The sequence below is a fragment of the Mesorhizobium sp. M0410 genome (genome assembly GCF_040321435.1).
Lineage (GTDB): Bacteria > Pseudomonadota > Alphaproteobacteria > Rhizobiales > Rhizobiaceae > Mesorhizobium.
In genome coordinates, this window is record NZ_JAMYRN010000021.1 from 16,038 (window position 1) to 29,406 (window position 13,369).

A 13,369-nucleotide genomic window follows, 5' to 3' on the forward strand; every position below is an offset into this window, starting at 1 on the left:
GAAGATATGGATACGATCGAAAAACTCCCTGTGGCGGTGATCGGCGCCGGGCCGGTCGGTCTGGCGGCAGCGGTCCACCTCATCGCGCAGGGCGTTCCTGTCAAAGTCTATGAAGCCGGCAATGCGGTTGCATCCAATCTCAGGGATTGGGGCCATGTCCGGGTGTTCACGCCTTGGCGCTATTGCGTCGATCAGGCGGCCAGAGACCTGCTCGAGGCGCATGGCTGGCGGATGCCCGAGCCCGAGGCATTCCCGACCGCGGACGACCTCGTCGCGGACTATCTCGAGCCGCTTGCAAAGCTTCCGCAATTGTCGCCGTCGATCGAAACCGGCGTCCGCGTCTTCGGCATTTCGCGCTGGGGCGCCGACAAGGTGCTGAGCAAGGGACGCGGGAACCGGCCATTCATGCTGGTGGTCGAAACCGCCACCGGCACCAGGCGCGACAGCGCCCGCGCCGTCATCGATGCGTCGGGAACCTGGCAGATGCCGAACCCGCTCGGCGCCGGCGGAATTCCTGCAGAAGGCGAAGCCGAATTTGCCGACCGCATCGCCTACGGCATACCCGATATTCTCGGCCGCGACCGCAGCCTTTATGCGGGGAAGACGACGCTGGTCGCCGGCTCCGGCCATTCGGCCGCCAATGCGGTGCTGGATCTCGCCAGCCTGGCAAATGTGGAGGCCGGCACGGCTTTCATCTGGACAACGCGCGGCACCGATCTGGTGCGCATCTATGGCGGCGGCGATGCCGACCAATTGCCGGCACGGGGCGAACTCGGCGCCGAAGTGCGCGAACTCGCCGAGAGCGGCGGCGTCAGGCTGGTGACGGGCTTTGCGGCTGTTTCGATCCGCGATGCCGACGGACGGCTGGTCGTCGAAGGCCAGACCAGGGACGGCTTGCAGGCGCTTGGCCCGGTCGACCGCATCATCGCCGCGACCGGACAACGCCCGGATCTGTCGCTGACGCGCGAGCTTCGGCTCGAGCTCGATCCGTGGCTGGAAAGCGTCAAGGCACTGGGGCCGCTGATCGATCCCAACGAGCACTCCTGCGGCGACGTGCCGCCGCACGGCCACCGCGAGCTCAGCCATCCAGAGCAACGGTTCTATACGGTCGGCATCAAGAGCTATGGCCGCGCGCCGACCTTCCTGCTGCTGACCGGCTATGAGCAGGTCCGCTCCGTCGCCGCAGCGATCGCCGGCGACATGGTGGCGGCCGACAATGTACAGCTCGTGCTGCCGGAGACCGGCGTCTGCACCGTGCCGACCATCGGTACTGCCGACAAGGGGTGCTGCGGCGGTCCGGCGCCCGCCGCTTCGGATGCCTGCTGTGTCGCCGATGTCGAGGCGAAGACGATCGGCAAAAGCGGTTGCGGCTGCAGCGTCGCGGCATGAGCCTTTCGCCGCCTTCGACGGCCATCCTGCGCAGCCGCGGCGTGATCATAACCACGCTTGGCCTGACGCAGATCATGGCGTGGGGATCGTCCTACTATCTTCCCGCGGTCATTGCACCGGCGGTCTCCTCCGATACCGGCTGGCCGCTGGCATGGGTTGTCGGCGGGCTGTCTCTCGGCTTGCTCATGGCGGGATTGATTTCTCCGCGCGTCGGTTCATCGATCGAGCGGGATGGCGGCCGCAACGTCCTGGCATTCAGCGCCGGATGCATCGGGGTCGGCCAGATCGGGCTAGCCCTTGCTCCCAACCTTGCGGCCTATATCGCTGCCTGGCTGATCATCGGACTGGGCATGGGTGCGGGGCTCTACGATGCCGCTTTCGCCACGCTTGGCCGCCACTACGGCCACGGCGCGCGCTCCGCAATTACCGCGCTGACGCTGTTCGGCGGTCTTGCGAGCACGATCTGCTGGCCGATCTCAGCCTTGCTGCTGGGGGAGGTCGGCTGGCGCGGCACCTGCCTGGTTTACGCCGCCTTTCAGCTGGCAATTGCGCTTCCGCTCTATCTGGTGATCCTGCCCCGCGCGGCGCCGCAACCGGCAGTCAAACCAGAATTGAAGGAGGCGGCACCGGTCCTGGAAAACAATATGGATCCGTCGATCATGATCGTTCTGGCCGCGACCCTCACGCTTGCGGCGGTAATCTCCTCGACGCTGTCGGTGCATCTGCTCACCATCCTGCAGGGCAGCGGCATGGCGCTGGCCGCAGCCGTCGGGCTCGGCGCTCTGGTCGGCCCGTCCCAGGTGGCGGCGCGCGCGATCGAGATGATGATTGCGCGCTACCACCATCCGATCCTGACCAAGTTCGCCTCAGTTGCCTTTGTGGCGATCGGCGTTTCGGCGCTCTGGGCCGGCATGCCAATCATCCCGGTGGCGCTCGGTTTCTATGGCGCGGGCATCGGCCTCGAATCCATCGCACGGGGAACGCTGCCGCTCGCGCTGTTCGGCTCGAACGGCTATGCGAGACTAATGGGTCGCCTCGCCATGCCGAGCCTGATCGCCCAGGCGGCGGCACCCTCGGCCGGCGCATTGCTGCTGGAGCGCTTCGGCCCGCATGGGACGTTGGCCGCGCTTTCCGGTCTGGCGCTGGCCAACGTCCTCTTGGCATGCGGCTTGGGCTGGCGGATGCTCCGCCGGCGGGAATCGCAGGTTCAATCCCGATAGGATTTGACCAGCGTTCACCCCCTTCACCTGGGTAGCGGGAGATCTTCTAAGGGGTCGGCAAGGAAGGATGCGGCGATCAGATCGTCGGCATCCAGCCGCAGGGAGCCTTCGGCGCCTCCCATGATGGCGGCAACTTTCTGAAACGTCTTCATCTCGTGCTCGGTGATCTGGGCGCTTCGCATTCTGGCTTTGAGGTCAGCAACGCGCAGCCCCAAACTGTGGGACATTCCGATTTTACGGTTCGACATGGTAAGATGCTCCTCCCCGGCCCATGTTTGTTTTGCCACCCGCCCTTATTCGCATTTCCTCCGCCTGCCTAAATATGAGGCATCGCGAATACAGCGCCCGAACGCCCGATGCAAGGGAAGGTTCCGGCGCGCAGAGGTCACGAAATAATAATGCGAAGGAAGCACGGCCGATGGTCCGGCCGGAGGTAGGACTTAGGTACGACGCCCCGCCAGACAGAGGGTTCCGGAGGCTTATCGGCTGGCGAGGACCATGCGGTTGCCTTCGCTGTCGCGAAACTCCGCCACCGTGCGGCCCGGCTGCCACGGCGCCTCATGAGGTTCGGTGACGGTCTCGACGCCGCCCGCTTTCAACGCCGCGGTCATTGCTCCGACATTTTCGTCGACCAGCACCAATACCGGCTCCGCGGCGGGGGTGTCGTCGGCGCGCCTGATGAAATGCAGGTTCGTCACGGCATGCGGAAACGCCAGCTCGATCCAGCGCCAGCCGCCATCGCCCATCTTCTGGTCGGCCAGCACCTGACAGGCGAGATGCCTGGTGTAGAACGCCTTGGCACGGTGCTGGTCGAACACTGGAAGCTCGGCAAACTGGATATGCATGATCGTCTCTCCTGCTTGATGGCTGCCGCGCAGCCGCCCACGCGGAAAAGACGATGCGGGCAACCGAAAAGATTCTTCGGTAGTGAGAATCTTTTCGGCGCGGCCGGTCGTCCTTCGTTCATACCAACCAGTCAGGAGACGACGATGAACTATGCGCTTATTCGATATGGTGTGAACCAAGCCGACCTGGACAATAACCGCGCGCTGGTCGAAAAAGTGTTCGAAGCGCTGGGCGAGGCGGCACCGCCGACGGTGCGCTATCTCGTGCTCGAGCTGGACGATGGTTCGTTCGTCCACATCGTCGGTCAGGACGGCGATTCGTCGACGCTGACCGGGCTTGCGGCCTTCAAGGCGTTTACGGAAAACCACGCCCAGCGCCGCTCGACCCCGGCAATGCGATCGCCTGTCAAAGTCATCGGCAACTACCGTATGCTGGCGGATCAAAACGCCGGGTAGCGCCTGCCATGCCGCTCGCGCAGAAATGGGAAGCTACGCCGAAAATGAACAGGGCGACTTTGGAGGCGATGCTCGTCGGGTTGCGGCCAAGGCTGCATCGTTACTGCGCGCGCATGGCCGGCTCGGTGATCGACGGCGAGGATATCGTCCAGGAGGTGCTGATCAAGGCGCTGCAGGCGATCGACGGCGGCGCGATGGTCGAACGGCCGGAGCAATGGCTGTTTCGCATCGCCCACAATGCCGCGCAGGATCATCTGCGGCGGCGCAATCGGGAAAGGTCGCGCATGACCGAGGCCGACATGAGCGTCATCGAGGATCCCTCCGGCAGCGCCGACAGCCGGCTCGCCGCCCAGACCGGCCTGCGCTCCTTCATGCAGCTTTCGGTGCCGCAGCGCAGCGCCGTGATCCTGGTCGACGTGCTCGGCCTCAGCCTGCACGAGACCTGCGAAGTCACCGGCGCGACGCTCGCCGCCACCAAGGCCGCGCTGCATCGCGGGCGGGCGCAGCTCAAGCTGCTGGCGCTGCAGCCCGAGCAGGCGCTCGCGCCGAGGCTCGACGCCGATGACGAGCGCCGGCTGCGGCGCTATGTCGACCTGTTCAACGCGCGCGACTTCGACGCGGTCAGGGCTCTGATCGCCGAGGACGTCCGGCTCGATGTCGTCAACCGCGTCCGCCTGCGCGGCAAGGCCGAAGTGTCGACCTATTTCGGCAATTACGACCGCGCGACCGATTGGGCGCTGTCGCTGGGCTTTGTCGACGGCCGGCCGGCGATCCTCATCCGCAACCCTGGGGACCCGGACGGCGCCGTGCGCGGCTTCATGCTGGTCGAATGGGCGGGCGAGGAGGTCATCCAGATCCGGGATTTCCGCTACGCACCCTGGTGCTTGCCCGATGCGGAGATCAGTACGATAGAGCGGTGAGGGGCTTGCCGCGATGGCGCGCGGAGGCGACGGGGCCAAGGTTGCGCCACCGGACAAGTCTGCCATCGCCTCGGTCACCAAGCTGAAGGGTTCCGCTTCCGATTTCGGGGAGCGGTATCGTCGCGAAGAGGATCTACGGCCCACAGCCGTCATGCTCGATATAGAGCGGCGCCAGCTTTCGGATCAGGCAGCCTCTTCCTAGTTGACCCAAACGCAATTGCCAGATGGCCGCAAGTTCTTAGAGCGGTTCCGGCTCTCCTGGAACCGGTAACCCACTCTAACTATTTGTTTTGCCGCATTTATGCGGACGCAAAATGATTCCATTTGGCTGCAAAATGCTCTAGCCGACACGCACGCGGCGCGTCACCTGGCCATTGCTCTCCCAGTATGTGTGTTTCTTGGCAATCAAGGGATCGTCCATCGCCGGTTGAATTTGTCCCGTGGTGCTGACCGCGCGCGAGGTCACCGTGTGTTCTCCAGGAGAGGGATTTGCCCAAGCCAGGGACCAAATTTTCCAGGCGTGCTCTGCCTCCTCACTGTGGTCAATGGTCGCTGGTGCCCAAGGCCCCTGGTCGATTTGAACTTCGACCCGGTCGATCGGCGCCCCCCAGGCTGCGCCAACGATGCGGTAATCCGAGTCTTTCCGGGTAACCTTCGCAGGCGCGGACTTTATCAGCGCTCGCCCGACTGACGTCTCGGCCCATACGGTCTCGCCGTTGTGGTCCTCCTCCCGGATGGTGACATAGTCACGGGCCATCAGAAGGCTCATGAACCGCGTATCGCGAACCTCGATGCGCTTTAGCCACTTGACGTTGGCGATCCCGTACCAGCCTGGCGCAATGAGCCGTACCGGGAAGCCATTGGGCGCCGGCAAGACGGCTCCATTCATTTCATAGCAGAGGAGATTATCGGGGTTCATCGCGTGGGCGAGCGACATGCTGCGAGCGAAGTTCTGCTGCATCTTGACGTCGCGTATTGCGACCTCGCCTTTGTCAGTACCGAAAAAGACGACCTCGATGCCCTTCTCCAGAACGCCGGCTTCCTCGAGGATCGGGGCGAGCGGCGTCCCAGCCCAGCGGGCATTGCCGATGCCGCCGGTGAAGAAGGGAAACCCGTGGTTGCCCGAGCATTCCACTGTGAAAACGACCTCCTGCCGCGGTCGTGCCCTGATGTCGGCGAGCGTCAATTTTAAGGGCTTGTTGACCAGGCCTCCGATCTCCATCGACCATGTCTTCTCGTCGATCGTTGGTCGGTTGAAATGCGAGATGCTGAAGAACTTGTCGTTTGGCGTTATCCAGCTATCCAAATCTTCCCAGACAAGCTGTTTCTGGATACCTACCGGATCGGGATTTTCGGTCGGCTGATCCAGCCATGGAATAACTTCCTCGCTCGGCCGTGTTGGAAAAGCGTAAGCCCGACGCGAGGTATAGAGAGCAGCAATTGCGGCAAGAGCCGCGCTTCCTTGAACAAGAAGTTCTCTGCGCTGAAAATCAGGCATGTTGTTTACCTCCCAGTTGATCGTTGATCCGGAACGGGCTGCAACGTGCCTTCGGCCGTAGCCTGATCACGGATAGGCGACAGAATGTGAAGTCTGCCCATTCGGAAGTATCCGGATGGCTCAGACAATCACCGACGCAAGTCAGGCATGTGAAGCGTTGGACGAAACTCTGGCTCGCGTTTCGCATGCCAAGAGTGCGCCTTTGAGAAGGACGTGTCCACAACTTGGACGGGACATGATGATGATTGCGACATTCCATGCCGATTTTCGGTCCTGCCAAATCGTTGCTGCTCGGATCGCTGCCGAACGCCCGCTTCTGGGTCATTTCGGGACCTTCGTGGGTTCTCGTCGAACCGGTGTTTCCTGCCGGCCAGTGGGTTGGTCGGGCGGCCGGCATCGCCCTGGTCGCCTGGGGCGGCGCAACGCTTTGGTCTGACGACCAGGGCTGCCTCGAATGTCGCATTTGCAGGAAACGATCCCTCCTGACGCAAAGTGCATCGCACCGCCCAGCCAGGCCGGCTCACAACGCGTCGGGGCGGACCGGCGGTGACGTCAAGCTTACGCAGGCATTCAGGCGTCGAGGAACTTTGAATCTTGGCGTCCGTTTATCCGAATGTCGGGTATGAAGGGCTCCGCCAATGAATGTCAGCGATGAAAGGACTGTATCGCTTTGGGCGGCAACCGAAGTCGCGCCTGAGGCGGTTCCGCTCGAGCGGAGTGAACAGGTCGATGTCGTGGTCGTCGGATCTGGCATTGCCGGACTGTCGGTCGCCTACCAACTGGCCGTCGCCGGGCAAAAGGTGGCGGTGCTCGATCGCGGCCGGATCGGAAGCGGCATGACGGCACGCACCACCGCGCATCTGTCGTCGATCTGCGACGACTATTTTTCGGAACTGATCAAATTGCGCGGCGAGGAACTGGCGCGGATTTACTACCAAAGCCAGTCGGCGGCTATCGACCGTGTCCAATCGATCCAGGAAGCAGAGGGTATCGCGTGTGATTTCCGCCGCCTCGACGGCTTTCTGTTTCCGGCGTCAGGCAGAAGGGAATCCGTCATCGAGCGCGAACTGGGCGCCGCTCTGAAGATTGGTGTCGACGTCGAGAAAACCGCAGGCGTGTCGTTTGCAGGCTTTTCGGATACGCCCGTCCTTCGCTACGCCAATCAGGCGACATTTCACCCCCTCGAATATCTCCGCGGGCTGGCTGCGGGCATTCGCGCGCGCGGCGGCATGCTTTATGCGCAGACCATCGTCGACAAGGTCGCGGAGACCGACGGCGGCGTCCGCGTAAGCACGGTCTCGGGCTTTACCGTGTCTGCCAGATCGGCCGTTGTCGCCACTAATTCGCCGATCAACGATCGGGTCGCGCTCCACACCAAGCAAGCGCCGTATCGGACCTACGCGATGTCGTTCGAGATCGCGCGCGACGTTTTGCCGGATGCACTCTATTGGGACACGCTGGATCCCTATCACTACGTTCGCCTGCAGCCTGGTGAAGGCAAAACCGACTTTCTGATCGTCGGTGGTGAGGACCACAAGACAGGGCAGGCCGACGATGCCGACAACCGCTTCGCGGCCCTGGCGGACTGGATCAAAAAATTGGTGCCCGATATCGGCGCGGAAACCAATCGATGGTCCGGGCAGGTGATGGAGACCGTCGACTATGCCGGGTTCATCGGCCGCAATCCCGGCAACCGGCATGTCTTCGTGGTCACCGGCGATTCCGGTCAGGGCATCACCCATGGGGTTGTTGCCGGCCAATTGGTTTCCGACCTGATCCTGAAGGGGGAAAGCCCTTGGCGGGAACTTTACGAACCCTCCCGCAAGACGGTACGGGCGATCGGCGACTATTTGGCGGAGAATGCGACAGCGATCAGGAGTTTTGCCGAGTATGTCGCGCCTGGCGAAATCGATTCCGCCGATAAGCTGCGGCCGGGAGAGGGCGCCATCGTGCGCGAAGGGCTTACCAAAGTCGCGGCTTTTCGCGATGAGGACGGCACGCTCCACAAGCGCTCGGCCGCATGCACCCATGTCGGCTGCCACGTCCATTGGAACTCATTGGAACGCTGCTGGGACTGCCCCTGCCACGGCTCGCATTTTGCCGTCGACGGCACGGCTTTGAACGGGCCGGCCGTATCGCCCCTGGCTCCTGTCGGATAATTTTTTTTTCGCCCCCGCCGCGCAACTCACAATTCCTTCTCGGCCAGCTCCCGAAATGCGTCGGGAACCGACCGCTGTAGTCCGAGCGCGACCGAGGCGTAGCCGACCGCCTCCCAGCCGAAGCGGTCGCGGATCTTGTCGATGGCGCGATCCGCGATCCAGCGCGCCGCGTCCTTCCGGGTGCCGGGGCGGCGGCGGTCGTCGAGCCCGAGCGGCAGCTCCAGTTGCAGCCCGGCATGCTGCTCCAGATGCGATACGGCGATCGCCAGCAGCGAGATGGTCTTTTCGTGCGGATGGTCGATGAGCACCTTGCGCACCAGCGCCTCGGCGATTTCGGCCAGCATGGCGGTTGCCGAAATCGGCTGGTCGAGCGTGACCGAGCGCGTCACCGAGCGCAAATCGGCAAAGCGGACACGAACCGTCACCGTGCGGCCGGGCCGGGATTTCGCACGCAACCTGGTGGCGACCCTGTCGGCCAGATGCAGCAAAGCGGGGACGAAGACCTGCTCGTCGGCCGGTTTTCGGCCGAGCGCCGATTGCGCGCCGGCCGAGCGCGCCCGGCGCTGCGTCTCAAGCTTGCGCGGATCGCGGTTCCACGCCAGCGCATTCAGTTTCTCTCCCGCCGCCGGCCCGAGCAGGCGCTCCAGCGCGCCACTGTTGGTCTTCGCCAACTCGCCGATGGTGTTGACGCCGATACCGGCCAGCCGCTCCCTGGTGACGGGGCCGACGCCCCACATCAGCTCGACCGGCAGCTCATGGAGGAATTCCAGCTCGTGGCGCGGATCGACCACCACGAGCCCGTCGGGCTTGGCCACTTGTGAGGCGATCTTGGCCAGATGCTTGGTGCGGGCCACTCCGACCGAGATCGGCAGGCCGAGCTCGGCCCGCACGCGGCGGCGTATCTTGCCGGCGATCTCGGCCGGCGAGCCGAACAAATGGGTGCAGCCGGCGACGTCGGCAAAGGCCTCGTCGATCGAAATCCGCTCGACCACCGGCGTGAAATCGCCGAGCACCTTGATTGCCGCATCGCCCAGCCGCTGATAGTCCTTGAAATGGCCGCCGACGAAAATGAGTTGCGGGCAGAGTTCCCGCGCCCGCCGTCCCGGCATGCCGCCGCGCACGCCGAACGCCTTGGCCTCATAGGATGCGGCAAGCACTACCCCGCCGCCGACGGCAATCGGCTTGCCGCGCAAGGCCGGGTCGAGCAATTGTTCGACCGAGGCATAGAAGGCATCCAGATCCGCGTGGAGGATGTTGGCTTCCATCCGGCCCGTTCGCTCGCGGCGGCTCGAACGCCGCATTGTCTCGCGTTATGATAGGAACATAAAGAGAACATTGCGGGTGAATTGTCAAGCAGCGCGGAGGCCGCCGCCGCAACCTACAGCGCCATCTTGTAGCCGAGATGACTGGCGGTGAAACCGAGGCGCTCGTAAAAATCGTGCGCCTCCCGTCGACCTTTGTCCGTGGTGAGTTGGACGAAGTTGCAATTGCGCGAACGGCACGTTTCAATCGCCCATTCGACCATCAGTTTGCCGACGCCGCGCGAGCGCCATTGCCGGGCGACGCGAACGCCTTCGATCTGGCCGCGCCAGGCACCCTTCCTGGAGATACCCGGAAGGAAGGTGAGTTGCAGGGTCCCGACCACTTGCCCGGCCTCGACAGCCACGGCCAGCAACTGGTTGGGATCGGCATCGATTGCGCTGAAGGCATCGAGATAGGATGGCGCAAGCGGCGTGGATAGGTCTTCCCGGTCTGCGCCGAGCACATCGTCGGCAAGCATTGCAACGATCGCCGGCAGGTCGGGCGCCTGCGCGCGACGGAATTCGATCTCGCTCATCGCGCGAAGACATACGGTGCGACGTCGGCGATCGCAATATCCGTTTTGACTTGCAAGGGAAGGCCCGCGCCTTCAGGTGATCTCGAACGCCCAGAGGCGGTGGCCGTAGCGGCGGAAGAAGCGGGCGAAGAGGCGCTGCTGTCTGGCACGGGCGAGGTCGGCGGCGCGCCTTTCCTGCCGCCAGCGCGGCATGTTGCGGAACATCGCCAGGAAGCGGGCGGCGTCCTCGAGTGCCTCCTCGGCTGTCTGCGCCGGGCGGATCGCCGCCAGGAACAGAACGCGGCTCGGCTTCATCTGGTCAATCGCCACCTTGCGCTGGCGATGGCCCTGGCGTGCCTTGCGGATGCCGTCCTGGCGGATGGCCGCGAAAGCGGCAAGCATGGCCGGGCTGTCGCCGCTATAGCCGCAGGCATGGGCGAACTGGGCTGGGTTCATCGTCGCTCCCTTGCTGCCGGCCGGCCGCGGTTCCGTGGCTCGCGCCGATTCCAGCCCGCATGAGATATAAGCATAACTCAAATAATTGAACAAGTGAAACTTTCACGTTGATGTAAGCGGAACCGACTCGACTCCGCTCCAAAAACCGATAATGATGTGAACAAAGCAGGAACAACGATGGGGTGGCCATGGCATTGGCGGGCAAGGAAGCGACGATCGCCGATGTCGTCTCGATTGCCGTCGAGTGCATCGATTGCGGCCGCAACAGGTGGTGGAAGCCGGCCGAGCTCAAGCGGCATGGGGTGAGGCCGGAGACGCCGCTATCAGCGCTTTCGGGGCGCCTCATCTGCAAGGCCTGCCGTGCCGATGGCCTGCCGGGCGCCGCCGTTTCGATCCAGGCCGCCTTCATCGACGACCGGCAACGGGTGCGCGCCGAGGCGCGCCTGCTCAACGGTCGAGAGCCGGAGCAGTCGAGGCGGGCTTGAGGGGGGAACTTCCTTCTCCCCTTGTGGGAGAAGGTGGATCGGCGCGTAGCGCCGAGCCGGATGAGGGGTGCTGGAAGAAACTCGGCGTTAAAATATGGAACGATTTTAAAGCCTTACGTAGCGATCCGTCCGGCACCCCTCATCCGACCGAGCTTCGCTCGGCCACCTTCTCCCACAAGGGGAGAAGGGAAAACCCTCCTCAATACCCCAGCAGTTCCTTGAGCGGGATGACGCGGAAGACGTTTTTGATGGCGTAGCGGTTGAAGGTCAGCGTCTTGGGCGGATTGTACTGCTCGACGATCAACTCGGCGGCGGTGCGCTTGACCAGCTTCTTGATGAAGGCCTTGCCGTTTTGCTCGTTCTCTTCGGGCAGCGTCTCGATCACCACATGGTCGCCGGGCACGGCGTCGCGGCCGCCGCAATAGATCATCTCGCCGGGCTCGTAGCGCGGCACCATCGAATCGCTCAGCACGTGCAGCGCAAACACATTGCGCAGATGCCGGATCCCCGGCGGCCGCTGGACATAGCCGGCCGGTTGGCCGTTGAAGGTGAAGTCGCCATCGTCGCCGCCGACGGCGGTGCCGAGAAGCTGGATGTCCATCGGTCCGGCGGGCAGGGGGCCGGGATCGGTGACGATCTCGGCATCGGCGACCGGTCCAGCATCTTCGAGGAAGACGACCTCGCCCTTGCCGAGCGCCACCGGATCGACGCGCAGGAAAGCGGCGGTCTTCAAAAGGTTCTCGGTCTTGGGCAGGTTGCGCCCGGTCTCCCAATTGCCGACGGCAGCGACGTCGGTGTCGTTGTGCTCGGCAATGTGACGCATCACCAGGCCGCGCTGCTTGCGCGCCCGGCGGATCGCCGCTCCGACCTTGATCGACAGTGCAGTTTTCGCCATGGCTCCCATCTGAGACATAAGATTCGGTTTCGTCTATGCAAGAATCGCTTGCATTATGATTTGAGTTATGCTCTTATGCGGGCATGCACAAGTCGCTTCACCAGCTTTCGGTCCTTAAATCCGCCGTTCAGCGCGCCGGCGGCGCTGGCCTGGAGGCGGTACCGCAAACGATCGCCAAGGCCATGCATGTGCCAACCGTTTCCCCTTCGTCGCGGCTGTCCTCCTCCCCGGCCGGGCCGATGCCCGAGGCTCGCGCCTCGGTTCCGGCAGCGCAAGCGGCCGGAACGGCCGGAGCCGTTCCCCTCACGGCTCCGGCCACGAATTACCCGTCGACCGGCAACGCGGGTGCCGCGGTTTCCTGGATCCGTACCGAAGACGGCACGGTCATCGCCTTCGACAAGCGGATGGGCAAGGCAGTCTCCGGCGCAACCAGGCAGGCGGCCGAGATGAAGCTCGATCGTAGCAGGCCACGCGAAGGCTGATCGGCTTTCCAGCCTGAGAGCCGGCGAAGCCGGCGCCACACACAACCACCCTTGCAGGGAATAAAACATCATGGCCGCCCGCTATTCCGCCTCTGAATTGGAACAAATCGAGAACTTATTGATGAGCGGGCTGTCGGCCGCGAAGATCGCCACCCGGTTGACCGCGCTGGGCGGCCGCCCGGCCTCGCGCGCGGCCATCATCGGCATCGTCCACCGCACCGCCCGTTTGCGCACCATCGGCCTTGCCAGATCCAAGGGCCGGTGTGGCGGACGCTCGGGCGGCCGGCTCGGAGATTCGGCGCCTGAGCCATCAAATGCCGCAAGCCAAGCGGAGGCCGATCCGAAGGCCGAGCCACGCTGCCGCCCCGCCAGGCTGTCGGCCAGGCTGGCGCCGCCGGCCTGGCAGCCGGGTCCGGCTCGGATCACCGGGTCCGATGGCGAGCGGCTCGAAATGCCGGCGCCGCGCCCGATCGCCGCCGGCGGCCGCCAGCCACATTTCGCCGCCATGCGCTTCATCGATTGCCTTTTCGACCGTTGCCGCGCGCCGCTCGACACGACGCTGCAGGAGGATGCCGAAAACGATGCCACCGGCAGTCGCCCCGGTTTGGACATGCTGTGCTGCGGGCTGCGCACAAAGCCTTCGAAAAGTTACTGCGCCTATCACGCGGCGCGCTTCCTGCGCACGCTGCCGGCCGAAACGATTTGAGCCCAGTGGATGACGGAAATTCGCCAGAGCCCGACGACAAAA

At 64.0% G+C, this 13,369-nt stretch carries 16 protein-coding genes; 9 read left to right on the forward strand and 7 right to left on the reverse strand.

Going from position 1 to position 13,369, the window contains the following annotated elements; genetic code table 11:
- The first annotated feature begins 6 nt into the window (after positions 1–6).
- Both NKI63_RS24485 and NKI63_RS24490 read left to right on the forward strand, forming a co-directional pair.
- Positions 7–1,389: an NAD(P)/FAD-dependent oxidoreductase gene (locus NKI63_RS24485; protein ID WP_352691731.1), complete on the forward strand. Its 1,383-nt coding sequence runs from the start codon at positions 7–9 to the stop codon at positions 1,387–1,389.
- Positions 1,386–2,609: an MFS transporter gene (locus NKI63_RS24490; RefSeq protein WP_352691732.1), complete on the forward strand. Its 1,224-nt coding sequence runs from the start codon at positions 1,386–1,388 to the stop codon at positions 2,607–2,609. The genes NKI63_RS24485 and NKI63_RS24490 overlap by 4 nt, the downstream gene beginning before the upstream one ends.
- A 23-nt stretch (positions 2,610–2,632) precedes the next feature.
- On the opposite strand, the gene NKI63_RS24495 is transcribed toward NKI63_RS24490, so the two are convergent.
- Both NKI63_RS24495 and NKI63_RS24500 read right to left on the reverse strand, forming a co-directional pair.
- A complete protein-coding gene (locus tag NKI63_RS24495; RefSeq protein WP_254819690.1) occupies positions 2,633–2,857 on the reverse strand; it encodes a hypothetical protein in 225 nt (74 codons plus the stop codon).
- Between the two features lie 231 nt (positions 2,858–3,088).
- Complete coding sequence (locus NKI63_RS24500; RefSeq protein WP_352823683.1) at positions 3,089–3,454, reverse strand: VOC family protein; 366 nt, start codon at positions 3,452–3,454, stop codon at positions 3,089–3,091.
- 144 nt (positions 3,455–3,598) lie between these two features.
- Between NKI63_RS24500 and NKI63_RS24505 the strand changes: the two genes are divergently transcribed.
- From NKI63_RS24505 to NKI63_RS24515, 3 genes are read left to right on the forward strand one after another with little or no spacing between them, the layout of a single operon-like run.
- Complete coding sequence (locus NKI63_RS24505; RefSeq protein ID WP_352691735.1) at positions 3,599–3,910, forward strand: hypothetical protein; 312 nt, start codon at positions 3,599–3,601, stop codon at positions 3,908–3,910.
- A 44-nt stretch (positions 3,911–3,954) separates the two neighbouring features.
- Complete coding sequence (locus NKI63_RS24510; RefSeq protein ID WP_352691736.1) at positions 3,955–4,830, forward strand: sigma-70 family RNA polymerase sigma factor; 876 nt, start codon at positions 3,955–3,957, stop codon at positions 4,828–4,830.
- A gap of 13 nt (positions 4,831–4,843) precedes the next feature.
- Positions 4,844–5,032: a hypothetical protein gene (locus tag NKI63_RS24515; protein WP_352691738.1), complete on the forward strand. Its 189-nt coding sequence runs from the start codon at positions 4,844–4,846 to the stop codon at positions 5,030–5,032.
- Positions 5,033–5,170: 138 nt separating this feature from the next.
- Here the strand turns inward: NKI63_RS24515 and NKI63_RS24520 are convergent, their stop codons facing one another.
- Complete coding sequence (locus NKI63_RS24520; protein WP_352691739.1) at positions 5,171–6,328, reverse strand: sulfite oxidase; 1,158 nt, start codon at positions 6,326–6,328, stop codon at positions 5,171–5,173.
- Between the two features lie 638 nt (positions 6,329–6,966).
- On the opposite strand from NKI63_RS24520, the gene NKI63_RS24525 reads away from it, so the two are divergent.
- The gene (locus NKI63_RS24525) at positions 6,967–8,487 is read left to right on the forward strand and encodes an FAD-dependent oxidoreductase (protein WP_352691740.1); all 1,521 of its coding nucleotides are present in this window, start codon (positions 6,967–6,969) and stop codon (positions 8,485–8,487) included.
- A gap of 26 nt (positions 8,488–8,513) precedes the next feature.
- Here NKI63_RS24525 and dinB read toward each other — a convergent pair whose 3' ends face one another.
- The 3 genes from dinB to NKI63_RS24540 all read right to left on the reverse strand — a co-directional run bounded on the left by dinB (position 8,514) and on the right by NKI63_RS24540 (position 10,759).
- The gene (gene dinB, locus NKI63_RS24530; RefSeq protein WP_352691741.1) at positions 8,514–9,752 is read right to left on the reverse strand and encodes a DNA polymerase IV; all 1,239 of its coding nucleotides are present in this window, start codon (positions 9,750–9,752) and stop codon (positions 8,514–8,516) included.
- A gap of 113 nt (positions 9,753–9,865) precedes the next feature.
- On the reverse strand, positions 9,866–10,324 hold the full coding sequence (locus NKI63_RS24535) for a GNAT family N-acetyltransferase (RefSeq protein WP_352691742.1): 459 nt from the start codon (positions 10,322–10,324) through the stop codon (positions 9,866–9,868).
- 72 nt (positions 10,325–10,396) lie between these two features.
- A complete protein-coding gene (locus NKI63_RS24540) occupies positions 10,397–10,759 on the reverse strand; it encodes a hypothetical protein (protein WP_352691743.1) in 363 nt (120 codons plus the stop codon).
- Between the two features lie 188 nt (positions 10,760–10,947).
- Between NKI63_RS24540 and NKI63_RS24545 the strand changes: the two genes are divergently transcribed.
- Positions 10,948–11,244, forward strand: a complete 297-nt coding sequence (locus tag NKI63_RS24545; protein WP_352507809.1) for a hypothetical protein — start codon at positions 10,948–10,950, stop codon at positions 11,242–11,244.
- A 199-nt stretch (positions 11,245–11,443) separates the two neighbouring features.
- Here the strand turns inward: NKI63_RS24545 and NKI63_RS24550 are convergent, their stop codons facing one another.
- A complete protein-coding gene (locus tag NKI63_RS24550; RefSeq protein WP_352691796.1) occupies positions 11,444–12,148 on the reverse strand; it encodes an XRE family transcriptional regulator in 705 nt (234 codons plus the stop codon).
- Between the two features lie 74 nt (positions 12,149–12,222).
- Here NKI63_RS24550 and NKI63_RS24555 point away from each other — a divergent pair, with 74 nt between their 5' ends.
- Positions 12,223–12,621, forward strand: a complete 399-nt coding sequence (locus tag NKI63_RS24555) for a hypothetical protein (RefSeq protein WP_352691794.1) — start codon at positions 12,223–12,225, stop codon at positions 12,619–12,621.
- Positions 12,622–12,742: 121 nt separating this feature from the next.
- Positions 12,743–13,327: a GcrA cell cycle regulator gene (locus tag NKI63_RS24560; RefSeq protein ID WP_352475567.1), complete on the forward strand. Its 585-nt coding sequence runs from the start codon at positions 12,743–12,745 to the stop codon at positions 13,325–13,327.
- The last annotated feature ends 42 nt before the right edge of the window (positions 13,328–13,369 follow it).

Bases quoted from the DNA above. Each gene is read 5' to 3' on its own strand.
- NKI63_RS24540 (WP_352691743.1), bottom strand. From the start codon at position 10,759: ATGAACCCAGCCCAGTTCGCCCATGCCTGCGGCTATAGCGGCGACAGC.
- dinB (WP_352691741.1), bottom strand. From the start codon at position 9,752: ATGGAAGCCAACATCCTCCACGCGGATCTGGATGCCTTCTATGCCTCG.
- NKI63_RS24555 (WP_352691794.1), top strand. From the start codon at position 12,223: ATGCACAAGTCGCTTCACCAGCTTTCGGTCCTTAAATCCGCCGTTCAG.
- NKI63_RS24535 (WP_352691742.1), bottom strand. From the start codon at position 10,324: ATGAGCGAGATCGAATTCCGTCGCGCGCAGGCGCCCGACCTGCCGGCG.
- NKI63_RS24550 (WP_352691796.1), bottom strand. From the start codon at position 12,148: ATGGGAGCCATGGCGAAAACTGCACTGTCGATCAAGGTCGGAGCGGCG.
- NKI63_RS24515 (WP_352691738.1), top strand. From the start codon at position 4,844: ATGGCGCGCGGAGGCGACGGGGCCAAGGTTGCGCCACCGGACAAGTCT.
- NKI63_RS24500 (WP_352823683.1), bottom strand. From the start codon at position 3,454: ATGCATATCCAGTTTGCCGAGCTTCCAGTGTTCGACCAGCACCGTGCC.
- NKI63_RS24560 (WP_352475567.1), top strand. From the start codon at position 12,743: ATGAGCGGGCTGTCGGCCGCGAAGATCGCCACCCGGTTGACCGCGCTG.
- NKI63_RS24485 (WP_352691731.1), top strand. From the start codon at position 7: ATGGATACGATCGAAAAACTCCCTGTGGCGGTGATCGGCGCCGGGCCG.
- NKI63_RS24495 (WP_254819690.1), bottom strand. From the start codon at position 2,857: ATGTCGAACCGTAAAATCGGAATGTCCCACAGTTTGGGGCTGCGCGTT.
- NKI63_RS24505 (WP_352691735.1), top strand. From the start codon at position 3,599: ATGAACTATGCGCTTATTCGATATGGTGTGAACCAAGCCGACCTGGAC.
- NKI63_RS24525 (WP_352691740.1), top strand. From the start codon at position 6,967: ATGAATGTCAGCGATGAAAGGACTGTATCGCTTTGGGCGGCAACCGAA.
- NKI63_RS24520 (WP_352691739.1), bottom strand. From the start codon at position 6,328: ATGCCTGATTTTCAGCGCAGAGAACTTCTTGTTCAAGGAAGCGCGGCT.
- NKI63_RS24545 (WP_352507809.1), top strand. From the start codon at position 10,948: ATGGCATTGGCGGGCAAGGAAGCGACGATCGCCGATGTCGTCTCGATT.
- NKI63_RS24490 (WP_352691732.1), top strand. From the start codon at position 1,386: ATGAGCCTTTCGCCGCCTTCGACGGCCATCCTGCGCAGCCGCGGCGTG.
- NKI63_RS24510 (WP_352691736.1), top strand. From the start codon at position 3,955: ATGAACAGGGCGACTTTGGAGGCGATGCTCGTCGGGTTGCGGCCAAGG.